General features: G+C 50.1%; 20 protein-coding genes and 1 pseudogene. 7 read left to right on the forward strand and 14 right to left on the reverse strand.

The features are described 5' to 3' along the window. Window positions 1-181 precede the first annotated feature (181 nt). From GA004_RS13845 to GA004_RS13870, 6 genes are all read right to left on the reverse strand, one after another. Window positions 182-1,969, reverse strand: coding sequence for an arylsulfatase (locus tag GA004_RS13845; protein ID WP_283394467.1), 1,788 nt, complete (start codon window positions 1,967-1,969; stop codon window positions 182-184). Between the two features lie 199 nt (window positions 1,970-2,168). Next, entirely contained in the window at window positions 2,169-3,584 is a 1,416-nt protein-coding gene (locus tag GA004_RS13850; RefSeq protein ID WP_283394468.1) for a sulfatase family protein, read from the reverse strand. A gap of 53 nt (window positions 3,585-3,637) precedes the next feature. Then, entirely contained in the window at window positions 3,638-5,110 is a 1,473-nt protein-coding gene (locus GA004_RS13855) for an arylsulfatase (RefSeq protein WP_283394469.1), read from the reverse strand. Between the two features lie 35 nt (window positions 5,111-5,145). Further along, window positions 5,146-6,651 (reverse strand): MFS transporter, encoded by a 1,506-nt coding sequence (locus tag GA004_RS13860; protein ID WP_283394470.1) that lies wholly within the window; start codon window positions 6,649-6,651, stop codon window positions 5,146-5,148. A gap of 165 nt (window positions 6,652-6,816) precedes the next feature. Then, complete coding sequence (locus tag GA004_RS13865) at window positions 6,817-8,424, reverse strand: sulfatase family protein (protein ID WP_283394471.1); 1,608 nt, start codon at window positions 8,422-8,424, stop codon at window positions 6,817-6,819. A gap of 333 nt (window positions 8,425-8,757) precedes the next feature. After that, a complete protein-coding gene (locus GA004_RS13870; protein ID WP_283394472.1) occupies window positions 8,758-9,666 on the reverse strand; it encodes a DMT family transporter in 909 nt (302 codons plus the stop codon). 265 nt (window positions 9,667-9,931) lie between these two features. Between GA004_RS13870 and GA004_RS13875 the strand changes: the two genes are divergently transcribed. Beyond that, on the forward strand, window positions 9,932-11,374 hold the full coding sequence (locus GA004_RS13875; RefSeq protein ID WP_283394473.1) for a sulfatase: 1,443 nt from the start codon (window positions 9,932-9,934) through the stop codon (window positions 11,372-11,374). A 181-nt stretch (window positions 11,375-11,555) separates the two neighbouring features. On the opposite strand, the gene GA004_RS13880 is transcribed toward GA004_RS13875, so the two are convergent. Then, a complete protein-coding gene (locus GA004_RS13880) occupies window positions 11,556-12,710 on the reverse strand; it encodes a glycoside hydrolase 5 family protein (RefSeq protein ID WP_283394474.1) in 1,155 nt (384 codons plus the stop codon). A gap of 141 nt (window positions 12,711-12,851) precedes the next feature. Continuing rightward, window positions 12,852-14,495: an arylsulfatase gene (locus GA004_RS13885; RefSeq protein ID WP_283394475.1), complete on the reverse strand. Its 1,644-nt coding sequence runs from the start codon at window positions 14,493-14,495 to the stop codon at window positions 12,852-12,854. Here GA004_RS13885 and GA004_RS13890 point away from each other — a divergent pair. Further along, complete coding sequence (locus tag GA004_RS13890) at window positions 14,482-14,616, forward strand: hypothetical protein (protein WP_283394476.1); 135 nt, start codon at window positions 14,482-14,484, stop codon at window positions 14,614-14,616. The two genes, GA004_RS13885 and GA004_RS13890, sit on opposite strands and share 14 nt — an antisense overlap. Before the next feature lie 95 nt (window positions 14,617-14,711). Here the strand turns inward: GA004_RS13890 and GA004_RS13895 are convergent. Then, window positions 14,712-15,752: pseudogene (locus GA004_RS13895) on the reverse strand (NRAMP family divalent metal transporter). Between GA004_RS13895 and GA004_RS18265 the strand changes: the two are divergent. Next, window positions 15,684-15,866: a VPDSG-CTERM sorting domain-containing protein gene (locus tag GA004_RS18265; RefSeq protein WP_425492871.1), complete on the forward strand. Its 183-nt coding sequence runs from the start codon at window positions 15,684-15,686 to the stop codon at window positions 15,864-15,866. The pseudogene GA004_RS13895 and the gene GA004_RS18265 sit on opposite strands and share 69 nt — an antisense overlap. Before the next feature lie 345 nt (window positions 15,867-16,211). On the opposite strand, the gene GA004_RS13900 is transcribed toward GA004_RS18265, so the two are convergent. Together GA004_RS13900 and GA004_RS13905 are read right to left on the reverse strand one after the other, a co-directional pair. After that, complete coding sequence (locus GA004_RS13900; protein ID WP_283394477.1) at window positions 16,212-17,069, reverse strand: sugar phosphate isomerase/epimerase family protein; 858 nt, start codon at window positions 17,067-17,069, stop codon at window positions 16,212-16,214. A gap of 146 nt (window positions 17,070-17,215) precedes the next feature. Beyond that, window positions 17,216-17,908: a LamG-like jellyroll fold domain-containing protein gene (locus GA004_RS13905; protein WP_283394478.1), complete on the reverse strand. Its 693-nt coding sequence runs from the start codon at window positions 17,906-17,908 to the stop codon at window positions 17,216-17,218. Between the two features lie 282 nt (window positions 17,909-18,190). Between GA004_RS13905 and GA004_RS13910 the strand changes: the two genes are divergently transcribed. Further along, entirely contained in the window at window positions 18,191-18,409 is a 219-nt protein-coding gene (locus GA004_RS13910) for an SGNH/GDSL hydrolase family protein (RefSeq protein ID WP_283394479.1), read from the forward strand. A gap of 22 nt (window positions 18,410-18,431) precedes the next feature. Here GA004_RS13910 and GA004_RS13915 read toward each other — a convergent pair whose 3' ends face one another. Further along, window positions 18,432-19,826, reverse strand: a complete 1,395-nt coding sequence (locus GA004_RS13915) for a sulfatase family protein (protein WP_283394480.1) — start codon at window positions 19,824-19,826, stop codon at window positions 18,432-18,434. Between the two features lie 613 nt (window positions 19,827-20,439). On the opposite strand from GA004_RS13915, the gene GA004_RS13920 reads away from it, so the two are divergent. After that, window positions 20,440-21,351: a dihydrodipicolinate synthase family protein gene (locus tag GA004_RS13920; protein ID WP_283394481.1), complete on the forward strand. Its 912-nt coding sequence runs from the start codon at window positions 20,440-20,442 to the stop codon at window positions 21,349-21,351. Beyond that, window positions 21,338-21,568, forward strand: a complete 231-nt coding sequence (locus GA004_RS13925) for a hypothetical protein (protein ID WP_283394482.1) — start codon at window positions 21,338-21,340, stop codon at window positions 21,566-21,568. The genes GA004_RS13920 and GA004_RS13925 overlap by 14 nt, the downstream gene beginning before the upstream one ends. Window positions 21,569-21,715: 147 nt before the next feature. On the opposite strand, the gene GA004_RS13930 is transcribed toward GA004_RS13925, so the two are convergent. Both GA004_RS13930 and GA004_RS13935 read right to left on the reverse strand, forming a co-directional pair. Continuing rightward, window positions 21,716-23,272 carry a sulfatase family protein gene (locus tag GA004_RS13930; protein ID WP_283394483.1) on the reverse strand — a complete coding sequence of 519 codons (1,557 nt, stop codon included), beginning with the start codon at window positions 23,270-23,272 and terminating at the stop codon, window positions 21,716-21,718. 172 nt (window positions 23,273-23,444) lie between these two features. Next, window positions 23,445-24,917 (reverse strand): GDSL-type esterase/lipase family protein, encoded by a 1,473-nt coding sequence (locus tag GA004_RS13935; protein ID WP_283394484.1) that lies wholly within the window; start codon window positions 24,915-24,917, stop codon window positions 23,445-23,447. 368 nt (window positions 24,918-25,285) lie between these two features. Between GA004_RS13935 and GA004_RS13940 the strand changes: the two genes are divergently transcribed. Then, window positions 25,286-25,516, forward strand: a complete 231-nt coding sequence (locus GA004_RS13940; RefSeq protein WP_283394485.1) for a hypothetical protein — start codon at window positions 25,286-25,288, stop codon at window positions 25,514-25,516. Window positions 25,517-25,799 lie beyond the last annotated feature (283 nt).

Here is a 25,799-nt window from a genome sequence, read left to right on the forward strand (position 1 = left end):
TCTAATACTGAAATACCCATTATCGCCCTGACCTCCAATGAGCTAAAAGGCGACCGAACAAAGTGACTTTAAGTAGGAATGGATGACTACCTAACAAAGCCCATCATGCCAGCCAGCCTTTCGGCCATCCCAGCAACATGGGCTTCAAAGGCTTCTGCCAGATAGTCGAGAATCCCGCCAATCACAATCTCTCGACAACCGCGTAATAGGCACTGACAAACTCACCCTCCCGCTTCCCCGTGATGAAGTTCCCGCGCAATTTAAAGTCTCCTGGCTGGAGATCCATCGTAAAGGTCACTTCTTCCGCGCCCTTCTTGACAGTCTTTTCCTCGTAATAGTCCGCTACATTCAGCGTCGCTCGGGTCGCGTTGATCGCCTTTCCAGGTGTTTCCCTAAAGGCAGTCAAGCCCGGAACAGGATCTCCTGGGGCGAGATCGTCATTTATTGCTCTGGGAAGCTCACGAGGCCAGCGACGGAGCGATATTTTGTAGATACCCGCTTCCTTTACCCGCACCGCCCAGTATCCAGAGCCCTCCTTTGCACCTCGAATGAATCCTTGATGCCAGGGCGAAAGAGCATTGTCAGTCAACCAATCGTGGGCCGTCAATTGTGTCGGATTGTCTGCCTTGTTTCCTAGTACCACTCTTTCATCAACCACAAATCCTGGTGAAATGCTGGCCCACCATCGATCATAAGCGTCACGCAATCGCTTGACCGTTTCAGGGTTCCTCTTGGCAACATCCGTTTTCTGCTCCGGATCGGATTCCACATCGTAGAGTTCCGTTCCATTGATCAAACGCCAACGGTCCGTCATAGTGGAAGATTTCCGCCACTTGATCGGATCACGAACACGCTGCGAATCCGTAATTATAATACGGTCCGGCCAACTGGTTGGGGTTTGGTAAATCAAAGGTACTAATGACCGCCCATCAAAGCTGTAGTCCATCGGGCCGTTCAATCCGCACAATTCGATCAAGGTTGGAAGAATGTCGATGTGAGCAGTGAGTCGCCCCACATCCCGGCCTTCTGTCAGATTGCCCGCGGGCCAATGCAGAAAAAAGGGAACTCGATGCCCCCCATCATACTCACTTCCCTTTTTACCCCGCATGCCACCGGAGAAGATATTTTCACCGCTAGCTGTACCATTGTCGGTTGTGAAAATAAATATCGTGTTTTCTGCCAAGCCCTTCTTATCGAGCCATTCGCGCATCGCCCCGACATTCTCGTCGATGTTGGCGATCATTCCAAAAAAAATCGCTTCCCGCTCCGACAGGCCTTTTTCCACATATGGCTTCCAGTATTTTTCCGGGCAATGAAAAGGGCTGTGTGGGGCATTCGTGCAAATATAGGCCATAAAGGGCTTATCTTTCTTAACACTTTCTTCGATAAAACGCTGCGCTTCCTGAAAGTAAACATCCGTACAGTAGCCTTTGTATTTCTGGGGTTTACCGTTGTGAAAGTAGGTGTCATCGAAATAAGAGTTATCCCAAAAATCAGGTGTTTGCCCAACTCCACCTCCGCCGTGGCGCACGACTTCAGAGAATCCACGATCTTCGGGACGATAAGGATAATTGTCTCCCAGGTGCCATTTGCCAAACATCCCAGTAGCGTATCCGTTATCCAGAAACACATCTCCAAAAGTCAATTCACCCACACGCAAAAAGGATCGACCCATAATCGTGTGCCAAGGGCCCGCTCGATTCGTATAGTGCCCGCTCATGAGGGCCCCTCTTGTTGGAGCGCAAGTGGGAGTCACGTGGTAGTCCGTCAGCCTAACCGACTCACCATAAAGCACATCCGTTGCTGGAGTTTCAAGAATGGGATTACCGTGAGCCGAGATATCTCCATAACCTTGGTCGTCTGTAATGACGAAAACGACATTGGGCTTGTCTGCGGCATAGGCAAACGCAACAAACGAAAACGCCACTAAAAAAGGGCTGAAGAAACGGGATAGCTTATTGAGGTGCATAGGATGAAATATTTCTTTGGGACGGATTAGTGCAAGGCATTAAAAATTCGCGGTCAATCGGGGACCACAAATACTGAAAACTCTCTCAATTGTTTGGTCGAACGCCTGGGCCAATCAACCTTAGACCAATTTATCTGTATTTGAGGTCTCGACCACGAGCTGATTCTAAGGCTAAGAACATCTGATTCGTCCAGGTGGCCTAGTAATCCTCACCTCTATTGCTAGCTTCGCACGATTCTTGCCACTCCTCGAGTTGCTTTCGCATTTCGGCCGCGATCGTTGCGTGCTCGTCGATAATATTTTTCGACTCACTGGGATCATTGTCCAAATCATAAAGCTCCCACTCCACTACAGGAGCCGTTCCATTATCGCTCTTAAGCCTTTTCTTTCCAGGATTGTGAACCAATTTGAAGCGATTGTCATTTAGGGTAGCCATTCCATGCCCTTGGAATCCAATCGGGAACAATCGCCGGGTAGCGTTTCCTTCAATGAGTGGAACGATGGACACACCATCATAAGGTCTACGCTTCTCTTCTGGCAGCGTGTACCCAAGCACATCCAATACAGTCGCGAAGTAGTCGCTCGTCACTGCAGAAACTGATGTCTCACTACCCTCCACAACTTTTTCTGGCCACTCCAGCAGGCCAGGAACACGAACCCCTCCTTCATAGAGCGAGCGTTTTCGCCCCCGAAACGGTTCTGCAGTTCCTTGAGAACGGCCCTTTTTACCGGGATTTCCTTCCGGCCCATTGTCCGCAGCGAACCAAAGCATGGTATCCTCCGCGACTCCCAATTCTCTCAGGGCATTTCGCAAACGCCCCATCTGACGATCCACGGCGGTGATGACTGCATAGTAGTGCTGGGTATTTTCATCTAAATCTGGATACATGGCCAAGAACTCTGGGCCGCCGACTACAGGCAAGTGAGGCGCATGAAACCAGATGACCGCGAAGAAGGGCTCATCCTCCTTAATCGCCTCTTCAATAAAAGGCAAAGCCTTGTCCATGACCATTCGTGCGGTGTCCCCCACCAATCCTTCAGTAGGACCATCCTCAATATTTCGTCCATTGTGGAAAAACAACACTCTTGGGTCTGTGATTCCGTTATGAGCATTCTTAGGGTCGTAGGGGTCCCAGGTCGAAACCGAGTACTCAGTGCTGAACCATTCGTCGAATCCGGACATACCCGGGGTCATGTAGTTCTTTTCCGGATTCCTTCCCTTCTTCCCAGAATAGTCCGGAGCCAAGGTCCCCAAATGCCATTTCCCAAAATGCCCTGTGGCATAGCCATGGTCTCTTAGAACTTCCGCCAATGTTATCTCATCTCGCTTCAAATGGCCCTGGTTCGCTGTGGGAATTCCATATCTATAGGGGTGCCTCCCCGTAAGCACAGAGCCTCGCGTCGGACTGCAAACCGGGGCGGCCGCATAGAAGCGTTCGAACCGCATTCCCGCCTTAGCCATCCGGTCGAGCTCTGGCGTAATGACCGTTTCATTACCATTGAACCCTACATCCCCCCAACCCAAGTCATCCGCCATGCAGAGAATAATATTCGGTTTTGCAGCGAATACTGGCACTGCGAGGATTGTGAAAAAAACAGATAGGACAACCTTCATACCTTCGCTATTTGATAGTTAAGAATTCCCCCTTAAGCCTTGATCTTTGAACTTTAGATGTCCGGTTCGTTCCAATCAGGTATTCCCCGATCCCGCTTCTGTTGTTCATAGCGCACCCATTGCGGTTGTTCTTTGGTGTATGGACGACCCTCGTTCACCATTAGCGGCAGAGTCTCCTCCCACCAAGCATCGTAGACGTACCTCAACTGAGCCACGACTTCTGAATACTGGCCTGAAACATCCTTCTTTTCGTAGGGATCGTTCGAAATATCATAGAGTTCTCTATTGTTTACGAATCGCCACCGCTCGGTCCGGACCGCGCAATCTGTAAACTTGCTCAAATTCGGATCCTCTCCCTTTTCCCAACGGCCCTTGTGGATGAACAAGTGCCTATCAGCCCAATCCGCGTTTGGATTATTCATTAGACGTATCATGTCTCTTCCGTCCAATTTTTGAATACCAGCAGGAATCGACGTTCCGGATAATGTGGCAAATGTTCGGAAAAGATCGACGTGTGCCGTGAGGGCCTTGATGTCTACGCCCTCCCCAAGCTTCCCTTTCCACCGCCAAAATGCCGGCACATGGGTTCCTCCCTCATAAGGAGAGCCTTTGCCCGTTTTAAATCCTGCCGTGAACAGGCTTACCTTCTCACCATTCAACGTGGCGGAGCGACCTGCTTGACCATTGTCGGTCATAAAGATGACCAGCGTATCTTCCCACAGGTCCCACTCATCGAGCTTATCCATAAGGATGCCAAAGTTGTCATCGATATTCTCAATCATCCCGTAGCGCCCCGCCGTGTTTTTATCGTAGCCCAAGTCGGTAAATCGCTTGGCATAACTTTCCGGAGCAATCATGGGACCGTGGGGCGCATTTGGCGTTATGTAAGCAAAGAATGGCTTACCCGTCTCATCCATCTCTCGAATCCATCCCAGTGCCGCTTTAAAGAAGATGTCCGTGCAGAAGCCTTTCGTCTGTACAATGGTGTCGTTGTGCAAAATTACATTATTGAAATAGCGGTCATCCTTATTGGGCGGAAAATCAGCGCAGCTTCCCTCGTAGGCTTGCCCAATTCCGCCTGCTCCGTGAATAAAGGTTTCCGTAAACCCACGATTATAAGGTTGATGGGCGTCTTCATCCCCTAGATGCCATTTCCCAAAAATCCCGGTTTCGTAGCCGTTCTGGCTTAACAGCTCTGGAATCGTCGTGCTCGAAAGTGCCATGATCTCCCGCTCCTTGATCGTGTGAGTAACACCGTTCTTAAACTCATGTCGCCCACTCATCATCGCCGCACGAGTAGGGGCACAGGTCGGGCTCACGTGAAACTCAGTGAAGCGCGTCGACAATCCATAAAAGCGATCGAGGTTCGGTGTGCGCAATACCGGATTCCCCAGGCAGCTCAAATCACCCATCCCCTGATCATCTGTCATCACGAGGATGATATTGGGGCGGGAATCCTTCAAACTTGCGGCTTGTAGCGCAGCTAAGGCGTACAGGGAAAAGATAATACTTAGTATTAATCTCATAGTTTCAATTATCCAGTTTAGACGCTTGCTCTACATCAATCTAGACTGACCGGTTTATACCCCCCTTTGGACTTGAAGTAGAGAAACAAGGCCAAGTAGGAAACAAAAAGGAATCCAGGAAGCATCGCTTGTCGGAAAAAGGCCCGCTTTTTGTTGGTATTGACGATCGCCCCTAATTTGGCGGCGTTCTCGCTGTCGAGAGCGTCCACCGCAGCCATATTCAAACTGGGGGTCTCGCCAAACATCCCTGAGCGGATCCCCCCATCAACAATCGCATGCAACGCCGGCTCTTGTTCCCTCAAGTCAGCATCGATTCCTTCGTCAAGAAAGAGCCCCATCAGAGGCGTACCCAATATTCCCATACCAAGGACCCCAACCGCTGAAACCCCATTCAAGGTCAGTGCACCGCCACGAGGAAACTGTTCTGACACCACTCCCAATGTTGTCGACCAGAGAAAGGTCTTTCCAAACGCGTACACAATCGCGGCAACTACCATTATCCCCGCCGGGGCCAATCCTAGGAACAGCAGACCCACAACCGCCAGACCGGCGCTTAGCACGAGAAGGCCAATCGGGGAAAACTTGTGAACGATAGGGCCGGCATAAAATCTCAGAATAGTCATGATGATAGAGACCATCACAAAAATCCAACCCGCGGCCTTCGGGAAATCGGCTTCCAGAAGTGAAGCCATCCATCCATCCGTGCCCAGCTCTGTTGTGGCAAGAAAGGGCATCGTAACGAGGATCAGCACGAACATCCAATTGCCAAGGGCTCCCGTAAAAAGGTAGGCCCCTATCGCTACTACCAATGCAATCACTAAAGTGATGCCCACAGAAATGGTTAGCGGTTCCGCCAGGAGCGTGTTCGCTACTTGAATAATACCCATCACAGTGAGCCACGCGATTATAAAGAATCCCACTGCTCCCACTTCCCTCAACATGTCACGGAAGCTCACGCCAGCGGCTACCCGTTCCTGCACGGGAAAACGGCGCTTCGCAATCATAGCCGCGTATATCAATACCGGAATGAGGCATACGCCGAACTTCACCGTTAGGCTCAATCCGCCTAGAAACAAAGCCGCCACAGCGCCTAAAGCGAGACCCGCAGGCCAGCCCGCATGCAATATATTTAGCCACTTCGACTTTTCCTTGTTGTAGATCGTCGCCACTATGGGGTTGATAAAGGCCTCAACGGTACCATTAGCGATTGCTACTAGAAAGGTACTCCAGTAAAGTCCCGAAGCGGACTTGTTGATGACCGCATATACGGTCCCTATTACTGCCAAGGTATGGGCCACTATGGCGAAGTAGGCAGTGGCCTTGTATCCAACTTTATCAATTACCAGACTGAAAAATATGATGCTAAAGGCAAATGGCCATAGACCGACTCCGAGGATCTGCCCAATTTCGGATTGGGTAAAGCCGAACTCGTTGACCAATTCACCGACGACTACCGTTCTTAGTCCAAAAAAGAAAGAGGTCGCGACTAGGGCAATAAAACAGGCAGAGAAGAGCTTCTTGTTCTCTATTTCGTCATTCATAAGGGGATAGCGGTTGAGTGAGGGGGAGGAGTATTTGGGAAAGAAGAACATCCTCTGCAAGGTCCAACTATTTTCAAGTGGAATTCCCAATAAAAATAGAACCGGCTTCTAGCCGATTAACCAACTCGAGGCAACAGGCAGGAGGCCTGTTACACTCTATTCTATTCACGCCCCTCCTCTTCGATTCCGTTCCCGAGCTTGGCGCTTCATTTCTACAAAATCAGGATCCTCCTCAGGAACCTCATATTGATCCCTCAAACGACCGAGTTCTTTCTCAAGCGATTTGACTATACTGGCATATTCAGGATTCGTATACACATTATTCAATTCGTTGTGATCTTTTTCGATGTCGAACAACTCCCACTCACCAGTCTGGTAATAATGGATAAGCTTTTGCTTTCCATTAGTAACGCCGTAATGCCGAGCCACACTGTGGCCACCCGGAAACTCGTAGTAGTGGTAGTAAAACGTGTCGCGCCAGTTCCTGGGCGTTTTTCCTTTCAAAATTGGCACGAGGCTTTCGCCCTGCATATCGCTCGGTATCGCTACTCCCGCCAACTCCAAAAAGGTTTCAGCAAAGTCCAAATTGGATACAATGTCACTGTTCACCGATCCCGCCTTCGTCTGCCCCGGCCAACGAACAAGCAACGGTGTCTTGAGCGACTCTTCATACATCCACCGCTTGTCAAACCAACCATGCTCACCTAGATACCAACCCTGATCCGAGGCGTAAATGACAACCGTATTTTCCGCCAAACCGGACTCATCCAAGTAATCAAGTACTTCTCCAATGCCGTCGTCCACGGATTTCACACAACGCAGATAGTCTTTTACGTAGCGCTGGTATTTCCACTGCATGATTTCCTTCTCAGACAAATTAGGCTTCGCCTTGAGGTAGGCCCCGTTCTTCGGTCCATAGGCGGCATTCCATTGAGCCAATTGCTCCGGGGTGAAATTCCGAGGTTGCGTCAACTTTAGATCCCTATCGTTGAGGTGGGCCTTGATCTCCATCGCCTGATTGTAGGCCGGTGAAGCGCGGGTCGCATAGTCGTCGTAGAGCGTTTCCGGTTCGGGGACCGTGACATCGTCCAACCAAGTTAAGTACTTAGGAGCGGGTTCCCAATTTCTATGCGGCGCCTTGTGCTGGTACATCAACATGAATGGCTTGTCCTCCTCGCGATCGTTCTTCAGCCAATCGAGCGTCTTTTCCGTGATTATCTCCGTAGTGTATCCCGTATGTTCACGGGTTACCACTTTCCCATTCTCATCCGTCGTTTTCATAGGCGGATTGTAATAAGGTCCTTGTCCTACCAATACATCAAAGTAGTCGTATCCCTGCGGGGTTGATGCCAGGTGCCACTTGCCAACTACCGCGGTTTGGTAGCCTTCTTTTTGGAGAAGCTTGGGAAACGTCTGCTGGTCGCCATTAAAAACAATCCCATTTACCGCAAAACCATTGATGTGGCTGTACTTTCCCGTCTGAATCACCGCCCGACTGGGTCCACAAATGGCATTCGTCACATAGCAACGATTGAACATCATCCCTTCTTTCGCCAGTCGGTCCATGTTTGGCGTCGTAATACGCTCGGGGTCATACGCGCTCAATGCCTGTTGGCAGTGATCATCGGAGAATATAAAAACAATATTGGGACGATCGCCTGCAGTGCCAAAAGCCAGATCACTCGACAAGGCAGCGATAGTCGCAAAAATTAGACTCGTCAAACGAATCAAGGGATAGGGCCGATTACAGGACAGTGGGTTTATTTCTTTCATTTTTGGGATCTCGCAGATTTCGGGAAAACTAGATCTAGGTTTGACTCAGTGATTCCATTATTACCGTTTCAGATCAAGCTTTAGACGGCAAATCGCTCGATTACTCAAATCAGCATAATTTGGGACAAAATCGGACGAATTTAATTGACGGAAAACGTATTCCTAAACGAGGGCAAAAAGATAAGGTAAAAAGATTGGGGTAATTTTATTGATATCAATTGAAAGAAGCAGCTTAGAACTTACTTCTTCATTAGCCAAGGATAGAATTTCTAGTTGGTGAACCTCGGTTCCTTTTACATAATTGTGGATCAAGGAGAAAACGCATCACACTATTTAGCTCATTAGTGTCACTACGATGGCTACGGTCATCATTGCGGCGCCAGCCAAGCGCATCCCCATCACTTCACCGCCTAGATTCTGCTCTGTATTTTGAAACCAATGACCGATCAACCAGACTGCCAATACACTCCAAAGCCCTCGGGCACTGTAAATAACATTGATCGAAGTGGCATCTCCAAAAAGTGCGACCGAAGTGACCAGCGATATGGCCTGCAGCCCCATCAGGAGTGCCCCTCCCACGAGCCATGGCCAGGCCTTTTTAGGTATGGCCCGGATGGGTTCTTTAAAAAGCGGGATAAAGCCCAGTGACAGTCCCCCGCACATCCCCAGCATGATGGGAAGGAATCTCCCCGCTCCCCATGCAGGGGCCCACTTTTGCACCAGCACGTCAAACAAGGCGTAGGAAATTGCGGCCAGCAAGGCGATTAAAATGGTCCGACCCACTTGAGACGGCTCTCTGACGGAACCAACCGTTTCAATCGACTTCCGCCCAGGTCTAAAACTCAGCAATCCAATGGCAGCGAATGTCAGTACCGCCGACAGCCAAAGCTCCCAGGGAATTTCAATGCCCAGTACCAGAACACTCAACCAGGCCACGCTGATCGTCTTTACCCCCATCGTGGGTGTAGCGATGGAAACGTCCCCTTTCTCCAAGGCGAGAAAGGTTAGCACTTGGCCACTGAAGAAAGCTACCGCTACCAGGAGCGGCTGCCACAATAGAGAAAGCTCAATGGGGGGACCTCCCAGCGGCAGTAGGGCGAGGAAGATTATCGCAGTAACCATATTCACAACGAAACTGGTCCGCCAGATCCCGACCCGGAAGCTTGTCGCGCGCTTGAGCAGTAGCATCGCCACTACAAAAGTGACGCTACTAATAAGCGGGAATAGCAGGTAGAGTTTCATTGAGTCTCGTTTTGGATCGGAACGCAAAACCGGGTACAGCGACAATGAATTCCCTATCGCGCCATCCTATACTCAAGGCGAGAAGTCTTTTCACTGGCTCAGCCCCTAACCCAGCCGATCCCGAATCGAATCTGTGAACACAAATTTTCTATAGCCGATACGCTCTACGATTGGGCAGCAGAAATGCGTACTGGATTTAGGGATTGTGCTTCCACCCTCTATCCAATTATACCATTTTTTTTGACCCCCTCTTACCCACACCACTGTGAAACGACTGCTAGCCCTTATCACCCTAACAATCTCGTCTACTCAGCTTTTCGGAGCCAAACCTAATTTTGTCTTCATTTTCGCGGACGACATGGGCTGGACCGGAACCTCAGTAGAAATGATACCCGGAGACTCACGCACCAAAAGCGATTATTACCATACGCCCAACCTTGAGAAACTCGCTTCCATGGGAATGCGATTTTCCGCCAGTTATGCCCCTGCTGCCATGTGCACACCCAGCCGGGCGGCGGTATTGACCGGAAAGACCCCAGCTGAGATCCACATTACCTCACCAGAATCTGGTTTGGGATCACCCGCACACAAGATGCGACCTCCGAGACAGCTGCAAGAGTTTCCAGAATCAGAGACATCGATCGCCGAAGCACTGAAGCCGGCTGGATATGCGAGTGCCTACTTTGGCAAATGGCATCTAGGCGAAGGAAACCCGGGCCAACATGGATTCGATGTTCATGACGGCTCCACATCGAACGACACTCCTGCAAACTCGGGACCCGACAACCCCAAAGACATTTTTGGAATCAACGAGAGAGGCATCGCCTTCATGAGGGAAAATGTTGAAGCCAATCGGCCCTTCTACCTTCAGCTCTTTCACTACGCTGTCCATGGACCCACTGCCACCAAAGCGGAGTCCGAGACCCACTTCGGAGAGCTATCTAAAGGAGAGCGGCACAAAGACTCCGCTTTCGCCGGCATGACATGGGATCTCGACGTTAGCATTGGCTCCGTTATGGCGGAACTCGAAAGGCTCAACATCGCCGACAATACATACGTGATTTTCATGTCGGACAACGGCGGTCCCAGTAATCCGAGGTTTGGCCCCTTGAACAACGCCCCCCTCAACATGGGCAAAACAACTCTCTACGAGGGCGGCATTAGAGTTCCCTTCATTGTCAAAGGTCCCGGGATTTCTGCGAACAGCCACAGCAGAGAGTCAGTCACCGGTTGTGATCTTTTCCCAACTTTCTGTGAATGGGCCGGAGTGAAGGTAGCCCACAAAATAGAAGGGAAAAGCCTCGCATCGCTGCTCACCAGCAAGTCCCAATCAATCGATCGAGAAGGTGTCCCCTTGCTTTTCCATTTCCCACACTACTTCTATGGACCCAACGCTGTTCCCAGCACGGCTATCATCGCCGGAAACCTAAAGCTAATTAAATTTTGGGAATCCAACAGCTACAAGCTATTCAATCTAGATGAAGATCTCGGCGAGAAGAATGACCTCGCAGAAACGCATCCTGAGAAACTGAAAGAGCTCGTAGCTGTAATGAACAATCGCCTACGATCAGTGAACGCCCAACTTCCCATAGTCAACCCTGACTACGATCCTAACGCCCCTCTACCGGAACGGCCCGGTTCCCGATGGCGAGGACAAGGGACTAGACCTGGCGGAGGAAGACCCGGAGGGCCGGGGATTGCTAATTAGTCTATTCCGAATAGCCCATTGAAAGATGAACCTTCAACCAACTGCTTAGCTGAAGAGCACGCAGCAAAGGAGCGGTTCACACCGCGATTAACTGGATCCGAGATCGCGGTGTAAAACTGCTGCTACATTTGCGAAATCACTTTTACTGACTCGTACCCTTAGTATCGAGAGTTGGATCATTTCAAGCGAAGGTCTTCACCCACTGGGCCATGCCCTGATTGGCCTCGCGAATGAGATTGTTATTCTCCGTATCCGGCTCTTCTTGTTCGCCTAGCAGACCTCTAGCTCGCTGCCTGTTGCGTAAATAGGCTCCACACAGATGGGCACCCACTGCTCCTTTGTTCTTTTTCAATCCCTCGAGCATTTCCGAGTACCAAGTACCGCTATTCTCCTTGTACTTATCTGTTGGATATCGACCCGTATGATCATGTATCTCCACCCCCTGAGCACCATCGGCCCAGAGCACTGGCCGACCGGTCTTCATGTGCCATTCCGCTAGATGCGTTGCCGGGTCTTTGAAATCCTGAAAGGAAATGACATCAACTAAGCCTTCGGAGGCATTCACGACCTCCATTGGCAAGGGCATATTCGCCTCATAGCGGTCTCCCATGATTAAGTGATTAGGATCGTAGCGTTTGATCGCATCGTGGGCAACTTGATAATAGTGGCGGGCCAAGTCGTAGACCGCTTTCCTGCCCGCTTCGGATTTGAGCTTGTCCGGATCGAACATGGGCCCCCGCCATTTATTGTGAGGTCTGTTCCAAGTCCAAGTGGGACAATCCGAGTACCAGTAACCAATCAGATTGGGGTCATCACGAAAACGCGTGCAGTTGCTCCGAGCCACATAATCACACCAGTCCTCAAAAGCGGAACTTCGCAGATCGGCGTTTTTATGCCATGGGTTCCAGGAATGCGTTTCGATAAACGGCAGCATATGGAAGTACGGCATATTCAAGGCCTGATACTCCTCGTATGTCCAGTTCGCCGAATGGGCCTGCTGCTTCACGGTAACCTCTTGGACCCAGCCTACGGAATTGAAACCCCAATCCTTCAAATGCGGCACCACCCCTTCCTTAATCCAACGGATCTGGTCATTGCCGTACTTCTCTTTCCAAATGTGTTCATTCTCCGGATACCGCAGCGTAGCGGAATCGAAATGGTTTAGGGCGACTGAAAAAAACGGGTTTCCTTTTGGATCCTTAAAGAGCCATCGCCCTTTAACCTTTCCAAGAGTGAAGTAGGACTTTGACGAGGTTGCCGAAAAAATATTAGGGAATGAAGCCGCAGTGAATACACTAGCTGTCGCAGATTTAATAAAGGTCCTTCGATTAGTCATGTTCTTCGATTATTATGGAAAAGGAGCACACACTGGCTCAGTCCTACGACTGTGCCTCAATTTGCTAAAGGACTGAGCCAGTCCCTCCCTACCCTACGATTTTCTTGTCCGTAGATCGCAGCTTACGAGCACTCCTATACACTAATTGTGGCCGTCTTTGAAATTCTTCTTTGACGGCTTTGGGTATACACCGACTTGGTTTGCCCAAGCAAGCCATTGCTTGGAAAGCTGGGAAACCTTCTCGGGATGCGTTGCTGACAAATCGTTCGTTTCCGTCCGGTCATTTTCCAAGTCATACAGCTCCCATTTGCTCGCATCGGGTCCGTCGAAAACGGAAACTTTTGTACCCACGAGTTTCCAGTCGCCTTGAATCAAGGCTGCATTGTCTTCGTGTTCGAGATACAGAGGATCTTTTCGCTTAAGTGACTTGCCTTCAAAAATGGTTTCAAGTGAAACGCCGCTGAGCGGCGGTATCTTATTCCCTCTGTAGTTGCTCGGGTACTTCGCCTTTGCTAATGAAATGAAGGTTGGCATAAAGTCTGGAAGATAGGCCGCATCACCCACCATAGAACCGCCTTTCTTTATTCCTTTGGGCCAATGAGCAACAAGAGGTGTGGAGATTCCTCCTTCATGCGTATAGTGCTTAAACTTTTGAAAAGGAGTATTAGACGCATTCGCCCAATTTCCCCCATAACTAGGACCCGCTCCGTAGGTCGCTTCCCATTTCTCCAAATCGAACGGATCCGTTTTTCCGCCCAGCGTGCCCCCTTCGGCACAGCCACCATTGTCGGTCAGAAAGAGGATCAGTGTATTATCATATTGGTCGTTCTTTTTCAGGTGCTCGACGAGCTTTCCGATATTCTGATCCATTCGGTCAATCATGGCAGCGTAGAAAGCCATTCGCATGTCCATTTCCCGTTGCTTTTCTGTATTCAGAGAGTCCCACGCAACGTCATAGCGCTCCGACAATTTCCACTTCGGATCAATCAGCCCGATTTCAATTTGCCTTTTGAGCCGCTGCTCGCGGAGCTTATCCCATCCCATCATGTATTTACCCACATATTTCTGGACTTCCTCCTGATGGGCGTGGAGGGGCCAATGCGGCGAGGTATAGGCGAGGTACAGGAAAAATGGCCGGTCTTGTTCCGCTTTTTCTTCGGAGAGAAACTGTATCGCGTAGTCGGTGAAAGCGTCCGTCGTGTAAAAGCGTCGGTCGGTTGTACTCTTCGGATTCTCGATAGGCTCATTCCCTAAGAACATTCCGCGTGGGTGCTCCGGATAGAAAAAGTTCGTCGCGCCCGATAGACAGCCATAATACTTCTCAAAGCCCCGCTGTAGCGGGCGTAACTCATGCCTGTCCATCCCGAGATGCCACTTGCCACTCATCAATGTGGCGTAGCCTGCCGGCTTTAGAACCTCGGCAACCGTCACGCAGTCTTTGTTGAGGACCCCCCGGTAATTAGGAAAGTCGGGGCCCGCATCGTGATTAAGCGTTCCGGGAGGATTCGTCATATGGCCAATCCCAGTTTCATGGGGATGGAGCCCGGTCATCAACGAAGCGCGTGTGGGGCAACAGCGAGCACTGTTGTAGAACTGCTTGAAACGCAGGCCATTCTCGGCAAGAGCATCGATATTCGGCGTTTCAATCTCACCTCCGTAGCAACCGATATCCGAGTATCCCATGTCATCCGCGAGGATTACGATTATATTGGGGCGTTCGTCCGCTGTCAAATAAGGGAGACCGATGAGAGCAATTAAAAGAAGGGAGCAGATGAAATTGGACATGGTAAGCTTTGATGACCATGAATGGGGACTTTCGCAACGGGAATCCATCAACGATGACCTATCGGCTATCCACACAATTCTGAAAACGGCAAAAAACCAGAAAGTAGCCGCAGTTCAATAAACACAGCATACTCAGAAAACCTTTCCCTATCCAGCTATTACATTTAAAACTCCATTCGTGTAAGCGATTTTTTCATATACCTTGCTAGCCGTAATCTAGGCCAGCACGCAGGACAAGAGAAACCCGATGGATGCTACGGCTAGAATCCAACGTGGCACTTTCTGTTCACCAGAGAGTTGTGGACGGGTTCCCAAATAAAGTAAGGCCAGCGCTAGAACTTGAATTCCGAGAACCGTAAGCGCCTGAGCAAATGTGATCAAGTGCACGACGCTGCCCTCTCTTAGCAAGGAGGAGATGGCAACCCCCATTCCCACTACAAGAGCGAGAGTCGTTAGATGACGGGGAGTGGTATCGCTCAAATTCGACCCTTTTCCTATGGCGTCCGACATTACGGTACCTCCGATAATTGCGTTCACCAGGAAGGAACTTTTGGCCCATGCTAATATTCCAATGCAGAAAATCCCCTTGGCAAAGCTGCCAAACAACGGCTCCAACTGGCGGGCCACCTCCCCTACCGAAGAAAGGACGATCGCCGAAGGATGACCGTAGAACGTCCGCCACGCGGTCAGCAAAATGACCGCGGTTAACAGTCACAGTATTGAAATACTGACTACTGTATCGGCAACTCCTTTTTGAATATCGTGCAGGCCCCAACCTTTTTGTTTGACCAAGTAGGCATGGTAAAACGCGCCCACCACCGAGAACGTCGTACCAATCATCGCGAGCAACGGAAGCCATTCATGGCCGTCGTCGCTTATTAAAGGGACGTAGCTTCTAGGACTTGAGAAGACCACAATCATATTAGCCAAGAACGCCAGTATCATGATACCAACGAGGACCTTCATGATTCTTTCAACGAAACTGTAGAGATTTCTGAACGAATACAGGCAAAAGATGATAAGAAAATTTACCGCCATCAAGATGCCCGTCATCGCCCCGTCCCCTAGCGTATCGTCTCCCAGCATGGGCTCCAACCCTCCAATCAAAGCGATGTTATTGGATGACTGAAACAAGGCGACCAAGGTAAACAAGACACCCCCAACTAAAACGGATACGGGACGTCCCAATTGGTCGGCCAACTCCGTACACAGGCTTTTTTCATAAACCACGCCCAACCGTGCGGCGAGCGCGACCATGGCGATCCTCAGGGTACGACATCGATATCAGCGGTCCCCGACACAGGCTCCGCAGCAGCTCTTCTCGGAGTTGGGGTTGTGGCTCTTGCCTTTACTAGGCGCAGGCTGGGTTAAGAATAGCTTCAGAAGTCCTTTGAGGGACAATTTTCTCTGGGGGCACTTGATCCATATACATTACAGGGCGGTCTCCCCCGCGACCCCCTCCCCCTTGTCCATTTTCAGCGGGAGCAGTGGCTGCGAAAGCCTCCTATCATAGTGCTGACAAAAAGCTTTTGGTGGCAGCTATACGGCAGTTTGCGTTTATTTCATCGCTTAAACATAACCAAAAACTAATTATAAACTGCTTTATATCAGTATTTTATACAATATATAACGGGAATTTTATCTAATGAAACGGGATCATGCAATCAAGGAAACCGAACGCATCCGGTTAGTAAAAGGTTGATTACATAGATTTACCTATCCTATCTCCGAAACCAGTCCCTCAAGCCCCTTGGCGAAGTTCACCCAAACGACCCGCCCTTCTCCGGAATCATCCACATCCTGTCCCGCATGTATGGCCGCTTTGATGTGCGGCTCGATCGAGAGCCAACCATCGTAACCGGTCGCTTCGAGGTCTTTTAAAATCCGCTCTTGCACGGGATCCTCGTCCACATAACAGGTCACAAAGTCATCCCCGTTCTCTCCCGGCTTGGCGCACTTAATATGAACATGGGTAATCTGCTCACGGCATTTCTGGTAATAGTCCCAGGTCACTTCCGTGTTATTATCGTGCAAACTATTGTTTCCGGTGTCAAAAATCAGCTGGAGGGCCGGACTATTCACAACTTCCACCATATCCAGGAAGCCTTCAGGCGTCTCCCCATACCCACTACAATTCTCGTGCCCCAGAATAATTCCTTCGCCTTCCGCAATTTTCGCCAATTCCTTCAATCGTCTGACGGCTTCGATTCGCCACTCGCTTCGGCTCAAGGGATTGGATTCGGAATTGGGATAGGACATAATCCGCAGAAACTTCGTTCCCGCTTGACGCATACGAGGGGCCACGCGTTTCAATTCATCAATGTCTAAACTAAAATCCGAATCAATAGGTCTCGCCCAATTCCCAATCTGCCCGCCAAAGCCGACCACCTGAATCTGCTCTTTTTGCAAGCGGTCCCAGGTTCGCTTCCACTCTTCATCAGTGAAATCACAGATACTTTTTCCGTCAATCAGCCGCAGCTCGATGGCAGACCATCCGACTTCGCGAAGAGTCGATATTTGTCCGTCGAGAGAGCGTTCTGCTTCGTCGGTAAATCCAGTAAATCGAAAAGGCATGTTGGTGTTTTCTTTCTATTTGTTTGTTCAGGTAAGGCTGCTTGTCCTTAAGTAGCCGAAAAAGAAGAACGGAATCGTGGCTGCTTAAGGATAAGATGCCCCGCCATTGTTGTTGATTTATTTTTTTTAAACACAATCTCTACTTATTAGTGCGTCTTTAGTTCCGCTTCGTAAACGCGAACATTGTCAATGTAGGTATAACTTTTAAAACCTCCCGCCTGAAAGCCAAAATTGTTCTTCTTTTCGGACAACCCCACATGCTCCCCTCGGACTGTCTTCCCATCCACTGTCAGGCTCAATGTATTATCTACTAATTCGATTACCACATGATGCCATTTGCCCTCTTCAATCGATATCTCAGTTTCATTCATGGCAAAGGTCTTTTCATTCCATTCGCCCTTCAATGGATCCAAACCTTGGTCATGCTTCAACCTCACCATTTGCTCACGCTTTCCTTTCTCACGAATCTTAAAAACAGCCACACTGTCATAGCGTACCACGCACTTAGCAATATGGGCGAGGCCCCAATTGATGAGTAGTTGATGAAACCCGTCCCCCACCAGCTTCATATCGTATTCGTATATAACGTCCTTGTGATCCAAATAGATTTTGCGAAATGCCGTGTGCTTATCCGCCGCTAGTTGACGCCCCCGCAGGGCACCATCCACAATACTCCAATCACCCAATCCTACGGTAAACAATTCCGGGAGCTCAGATGAATCGAAGTTCTCTTCCAGGAGGAGCTTCCCCGGCTTTGCCCATGTTTGCTTGCCACCGGCGAAACTGGAAAACGCGCAAAGCATTAGGGACAGAAGATATAGCGAGGCTTTTTTGAGCATACCATAGGATCTAGTTGCGATTGATATTCGATGCGATTAAAAAGATTAATTTGTAATTTTCGCATCGATTCCCGAGGACTCCTCGTTTCCCAGATAGTCGGGGATCCTTCTAGTTCGAAATAGCGAAACAGCTAGAGGCTAACAAGAGATGGTGACGAATCCACTACTTGATCCCTATGACCATGGAGTCGGGACCCACCAAGTGCTCTACTCTCGCCTATTTGAAACCGACCTTCTTCATCCATGACAGGCAGTAAGCTCCAGTGTAGTAAAAACCGCCAAATGTTTCGATCAGGAATCGATCGTATCAACCGGATCATTTCGCAGCTCGAATCGAGGGACCGGGTCACCTATCTCGACATCACTTCTGCACTGCTGGAACCCGACGAGTCTTTGTCCAAAGAGGTTATGCCCGACTTCCGCCGCCTATCGGAAGATGACTATCCTCGGTGGGCAAAAGCGATTTTACCTTGGATTTCTGAGCAATTGGCAAGCCCATAGATTTAAAAACAGATAGACCTCCTCAATTAAGAGGATCAGCCATTCGGCCTTTGAACCAGGTAAACTCGGACTTCAAGGTCATCAGGGTTCCCTCATGCCTTGGGTCACTGGCCAAGTCATTGATTTCCATGGGATCCGTATCCAAATTATAAAGACGATAGGTATCTATTCTAGGGTAGTAAATCATCTTAAAACCCCTAGCGATAAACGCTCTCTGGCTATCCGGTTCATAAGCTCCGTATATGTAGTCATACTGCTCTTCCCGTTTCCCTTCAATCAAAGGAATTAGGCTCTTAAATTCCACATACTCTGGCTGCGGAATACTGGCAAGCTCCAGCGAGGTAGCCATGACATCCTGCAAATAGACTGGAGTATCAATCCTCTTTCCTTGAGGAATCTTCGGCCCCATCACAAGCAACGGCGTACGCAAGCTGTGCTCGTACATGTTTTGCTTCCCGATAAAACCATGGTGCCCCACAGCCAATCCATGATCTGCGGTGAAAAAGATATACGTATTGTCCGACTTGCCGCTTGCCTCCAACGCATCTAAAATTCGCCCAATCTGGTCATCCATATGGGTGATGATGGCATAGTATTCCCGACGGTGTACTTTGACTGCATATTCCGTACGTGGATACGGAGCCAGCACTTCGTCACGGATCTCTGCCGCATTGGCCCCTTTGGTGTAGGGATACTCCGAGGCAAAATTCTCAGGCACCTTGATTCGATCCAAAGGATATCGATCGAGATACTCTTGCGGTGCCTGCCTAGGATCATGCGGTGCATTGAAGGCGAGATACATAAAGAAGGGTTTATCGGAATCGCTGGTGATGTTCATGAAGTTTTCGGCGTTATCCGCCACAACTTCGCTCCAGTGTTTGCCGCCCGCCCAGAATCCTTCAAACTTAGGATCCGTCGGAGACCAGGGGTCCGGCTGTCCTTCAATCGGCCGATCATAAGCCTCTGGGTAGAAAACCGGCCCCGGCATTCCCGGACGTACATGGGAAACATGGTCAAAAATGGCTCCGGTATCGGCTTTCACATGCCACTTGCCGGTAAAAAACGTTTCGTAACCAGCATTGCGCATCAATTGAGACCACATCCGATCATTGCTTATTTCTTGGGCCAGATTCGGCTCTAGATCCCGAGCTCTCCAAAGGAAACGGCCCGTATTGATCATCGTTCGACTCGCGACGCAAATCGCTCCGTGCCAACCTCCCATATTGTAGGTGTGGGTAAACGCGGTTCCTTGATTGGCCAGTCGGTCGAGGTTGGGAGTATCAATGTCAGTATGCCCGAGAGCCCCTATCGTCTCATAGCACTGATCATCCGCAAAAATGAAAAGTATATTAGGTTTTTCGGCTGAGAGCGATGAGCCAACGACCAGCGCCACGAACAAAGTTAGTAGGGATTTCATTTTGGATACGCGAGGGACAAGTAGGTAATAACTTCCAATTGAGATTCAAGCAGCAGAATTCCAGCCCCTTCGCCACAATACAACTAAGAAATGGGATATCACCCACCCTGAGCAGATCAGAGATACTTGTAAAAGCTTAAATACCAATTCCACTGAATCTTCCATATTGAGCTTTCCAATAAATTTCCATAATCCTAAAACCAAGGTGCCCATAAAATTGCGACGTTTGAGCGATTCGTTTGCACGTGAATTCCCTATCAAGACAAACTCTGCCAATAATTATCCGCTAATCGAGCCTCAGCTTCCCACCCGCTTGAGCGCTCTCGTAAATCTGTGTTACTTTTAGGAGATCGCTTCCCTCAACATCTCGGAATAACAAGGGCCGTGGGGCGAGCGAACCCAAAATATCGGACACATCAAAAACATGGAGCACATTTAGAAAAGGGGGACTTTCAGCGAGCTTTCCAGCCTGCCGATTCAATTTAGTCTTGATTGCTCCCTTTTACGCCTTTCTATGCATATGTAATTCCTGTCATCGGCACCTTGAGCATTCTCGTCGTGGGTGTCCTCGTTTCTCGATTTTTCGGGTCCCAGGCAAACTCGTATTCCTCTCATGAAACTTGAGGGTATCATTACTCCACTCATCACTCCTCTCCTTGGGAGGGATAGCTTGGATGTGGAAGGACTCGAGCGTTTGGTCGAACACATGGTTGCGGGCGGTATCCATGGACTGTTTGCGCTGGGCTCAACGGGTGAAGGACCGAATTTGAGCTATCGCCTACGAGCGGAACTGGTCCAACGTCTCTGTGAAATTGTGAAAGGTCGCGTACCGATTCTCGTATCGGTAACCGATACCGCTTTCGAAGAGTCACTGAAAATGTCACAAGTGGCTGCAGAAGCGGGCGCCGATGCCGTCGTTTTAGCGACACCCTACTACTTCCCCGCCGGCCAAACGGAACTTATCCAGTACGTCGAAAACATTGTAGCCGAACTCGCATTACCGACCGTGCTCTACAATATGCCGTCTCTCACGAAGGTGTGGTTCGAGGTGGAGACTCTAAAGTCGCTCGCCGGACAAGAGCGAATCCTCGGAGTTAAAGACAGCAGCGACGACCTAGAGTACTACTCGGAAGTATGCAGTCTCCGCTCCCTTAGATCCGATTGGTCCTTTCTCATCGGTCCAGAAGATAAGCTGATCCGGTCAATCTCCTTAGGTGGCAATGGTGGGGTCAATGGCGGAGCAAACCTCTTTCCACGCCTTTTCGTCGATGCTTACAACGCCGCCGTATCGAAAGACCAATTACGGAGTTCTCTACTTCAGAGAAAGATTGAAGCGTTGGGCCAAATCTACGCGATCGGCCACTATGCGTCCCGCTTCATTAAAGGCACCAAGTGCGCCGCCTCCTTACTGGGACTGTGTAACGACTTTATGGCGGAACCGTTTAACCGGTTTTACCCTGAAGATCGCACCAAAGTGGCGGCAATTCTAGAAAAGCTAAACCCGAATTCCAATGAGACAACCTAAACACATGCTTAAACTTGTCTCCTGCTGGCTGACGCTATCCGTGTCGCAAACAATCGCATCAGAAGTCATTTCTCAGGATGGGCTTCCTCCTCTGGCCAAACCTAGCGAGGGACCGATCCTACTCGCCGAGCAAATTTTTCCCATCGAACTCAAGCCAACTAAGGAATGTCATGCGTCGACTATTGTCGAAACACCAACGGGACTGGTCGCCGCCTAGTTCGCCGGAACGCGTGAGAAAGACCCTGACGTCGATCGCCCCGACGCGTCGGGGCTCCTACAAAAAATGGTCGTCACAAAAGTCTTCGCCGAAGCTACGCCCTTCAAGAGCGGTGCCCCTACAATTTTAGAGTCACGAAATAGTTTCCTAAATCCCCAGTTCCGCTTTCAGTTTTGCGAATCCCGCTGGGTCAAAAGGCGTACCGCCTTCGTTTTTCTGTTTGGGACCGGGAGTGCTGCGACCGTTGGCCACATAGGAGCTTAGGAGGCTGTAAAGCTCCCTAACCTTGTCCTTGTTTTCCTTAAACACGTTGTTCTTTTCCGAAGGATCCTTCGCGAGGTTAAACAATTGTATTGGCGGGAGATCCATCTTTTTCGTCTCAGCCGGAGTCGGCGAGCTCCAACCGCCGGAACCTGCACAAAGCAAAAGCTTCCAGTCTCCTTTGCGAATGGCAAACGATCCATTGATCGAATGATGAACCGTCCCCTCACGAACCTGGTCCTGCTCTCCTTTCAAAGCCCTGAGAAAGCTCACACTGTCTTCCGCGGCATTACTCGGAATTTTAGCTTTAGTTATATCCGCCATTGTCGCGAATAAATCAGTCAGGCAGATCGTCGTATCGGAGACTTTCCCTGCTTTTAATCCAGCTGGCCAATGCACGATGAAAGGTACGCGGTGCCCCGCCTCGTACGCGTCTGCCTTGTTTCCGCGGTAGATGCCTCCCGGCTTATGTCCCACCGCGTCGAGCTCATCGAATACGGCTCGAGGCGAACATCCGTTGTCGCTTGTGAAAATGAAGATGGTATTTTCAGCGACCCCGTTTTCCTCCAAAGCGTCCATTATTTGACCCGTGTGCCAGTCTACCTGCTGCACGAAATCGCCATAGTAGTTCGTCCCGCTTCGTCCCTTAAATTTTTCGATGGGCAGAATAGGCGTGTGAGGGCTAGGCAGCGGCAGATATAAAAAGAATGGCGCCCCGGTTTTGGCACGGTTCTCAATATATTGGATACCCCGCTCGATGAAATTTGGCGTCACCCCTTCATGGGCGAAATCAGAGGCCGTTGGCCCTTCCCGCCAAAAGCCTTTGTAATCTGCATTGACCGTCACCCGATTGGGTGGAGCCGTCACGCGGCCGTTTTCCACATAGACATAAGGTGCCATATCAAGAGATCCGCAGTGGCCATAATAGTAGTCGAAACCGATCGCGTCGGGACCGTTCAACACCGGTTTGCTATAATCGATAACCTCCCCGTTCTTCAAATCAAACCGGTCACTTGGAGTACCTTCTAAGAAATGGAAATCCCAACCGAGATGCCATTTTCCGATCATGGCGGTGTGATAGCCCTTATCCTGCAGCAGATCCCCTACGGTGTAGCGATTGGTATCAATTAAGTGTGTGGACGATCCGCCGAGAACCCCACGCTTTAACCGCGTCCGCCAGCTGTAGCGGCCGGTAACGATCCCGTACCGAGTCGGCGTGCAAACACCGGAGCCTGAATGGGCATCTGTAAACCGCATGCCTTGCGATGCGATGCGGTCCAAATGGGGCGTCTTAATTTTTGAATCCTCGTTATTGCAACTCAGGTCCCCCCAGCCTAAGTCATCCGCTAGAACATAAACCACGTTCGGTGTGGACGCATTCGCAAGGTGAATGGAGGAAAACGAAATAAAAAGAAACGAAAGTACTTTCAAACCCGGGGCCATTTCTACATAGAAGCCATTCTTCTTCTAATACCAAGATCAAAGTGTGCGAACGACCGTGCCGCGGATCGCGCTCAATCACCGCTGCCCTAGGATTACCAATGGCATATCGTAGGGAGGAATGGCCCGGCCCTTCCCACCTATTTACCAATCCTCGCGAAAGACGCCGAGAATCTCACTGCCTCCATAGCCAGTCGCGACACAAATCCGTCCATCCGGATACTGGATACGCGCTGGGTCGGAGCCCATAGCCATGCCCCCCCGTGGGAAAGGTGTGTAATTCCGAACTAATTCCCCGCTTAACAAGCTCATGGTTGTACACAATCGCGCTCGGGAAGTGCTTCTTGTCATCCTGCGTTTGCACGATGAAGACGGGAGGCGCATCTGCGTCGATTGTGAAATCCGGCGAAAGCTCGAAACCAGAAGTACCAATGTAAGCCGGATAAATCAACACAGTGAAATCAGGGCGACAGGAAACGGCATCCGCAGCATCCACTTTAGGATAATTTCGGGATCGCCAGTGATTGCTCAAGGAAGCGGAAAGGTGACCTCCCGCGGAAAATCCAAATACACCGATATTCTCCGGATCCAGATTCCAGTCCTCCGCATTACTTCGCATCAAACCGAGGGCTCGCTGCGCGTCTTGCAACGCTCCTTCGCGGTTTTTCGGCACGCGGTACTTCAAGACCGCAGCCGTGATTCCAATGGAATTCAACCACTCTGCAATTTCCTCCCCTTCTAAATTCCACGCCAAAATATTGTATGCACCACCTGGACACACCAGCACTCCCGCAGAGGGTCGACGACTACGGGCTTTATATACGGTGATACTCGGCTCAGCAACATTCGTAATTCGAACCACCGTTCCCCCTCGTCTCGGATTCCCCAACTCGCTTTTTTCGACTAGGCTCGCGTCATGTGGAGCCGGAACCCCTTTCGGCCAAAGTGTAACGACATTCGGTCTAGGTGCTTCTTTGGTCTTACCAAAGTGCCGATCAAATGATGGCTTGAGTCCATGAGCCCACAACCGATAGCCCTCCTTTTTTGGATGGAGAAGGTCGGGCATAATATTGCGGGGCAATGTCCCATCTTTCTCCAAGAAAAAATCGTTTATATCCAAAAACTCAGCACCTTTCTTAGCAGCGAGCACTGGAAGCTCCTTATTGATTTGCGCATTCACCATGCGAAGCGGGTCGTCCTTTGAAGCCCCTCTTGGAAATACAGCATGAACAATCAACTTGGTTTCCGGTAGTCTCGTATTTATTTCATCGATAATAGACTCGATTCCCTGAATGGTTTCGTAAGCAGGTTGGCCCTCACCCTGACCCGTGTTGTTGGTACCAATCATGAGTACCGTTACTTTGGGTGAAAGATTGTCCAACGCCCCATTCTGAAATCTCCAGAGCACGTGTTCGGTCCGATCTCCGCTGAAACCCAGATTGAATGCTCCATATTGAGCAAAGTTCTCCGCCCACAGGCCCGCATCCCAACCGTGCGTAATGGAGTCCCCAATAAACAGTAGTTCCAATTCGTCTCCCCGGTTTTTCGCTTCCTCCAGCTTTTCCTGGTGGCGAGTCTTCCACCAATCCTGATCCAGCCTCGACACGGGCGTCACAGCCAGCGGCCTTTCAGCAGTCGTCTGGCTCATCAAACATGGTCCCGAAAAAACGGCGGACCATAGAATCATAAATGTGAATAGAGTTGGGATCTTCATAGGGCTGAAAGCAACTGTTGTCGCAGAAGCTAGCAAGCAATGGGCTCGGGCGGCAATCCGATTAACCAATCAGGACTTCTTTTCTTCGCTCAGCCAGATACGCCACGTCCCTATCCGGCAAATCCCACGTGGGCAGCGAAACCGCCCGCATGCCGCAAAATCAGGTATTCGACACCACCTTGTTCGTAGACAAGAGCAACAACCTGTCGAAAAAGCTTTGGCACGGTGACGCACTCGCCGAACCCGACGTTTAGAATCGCCGACTCACTGAGATATTTACTACCGAAGCGGTTCGGTTTATCTTGGAAAAGAGAGCGACAGAGCATCCTCGAAAGAATCTCCTCCTGTGGTACGGCATGGGCAGTTGCGACGCCATCCTGGTCTGCAAGTGGAAGTTATTCCTCGACCGAGCGAACGCGCAGAGCGGACTGCGGATCGATCAAGAACTCACGACAAAACAGCAAAGCGCCTTGGCAAGGCTAGCCATTGGGCAAGGCCAATTGCTCTTTGATCTGGACGCCGACGTCGACTAACTGCTCTATCATAGCCATGCTCAACCCGAGCGGATTCACACCAAGCTGCAGTTGACTCGGGAACGCCAGGCTGAAACAACCGTCCGCCAACATAATCCCCCTCTGGCAGCGACCCAAGGCAAAGCAGTAACGGATCTTGGTCAAACCACCACGTACCTTACTTCATCGACTTATCCATTACAGGAGGCATCCTGCCTCAATCTGATGACAAGTTATTCATCAACCCCCTTCGGTTAGAAACTCCCGAATTGAATCGGCTGTTTCTCTACCATCCGCCTACCCG

This window comes from Candidatus Pelagisphaera phototrophica (genome assembly GCF_014529625.1).
GTDB classification, from domain to species: Bacteria; Verrucomicrobiota; Verrucomicrobiia; order Opitutales; family Opitutaceae; genus Pelagisphaera; species Pelagisphaera phototrophica.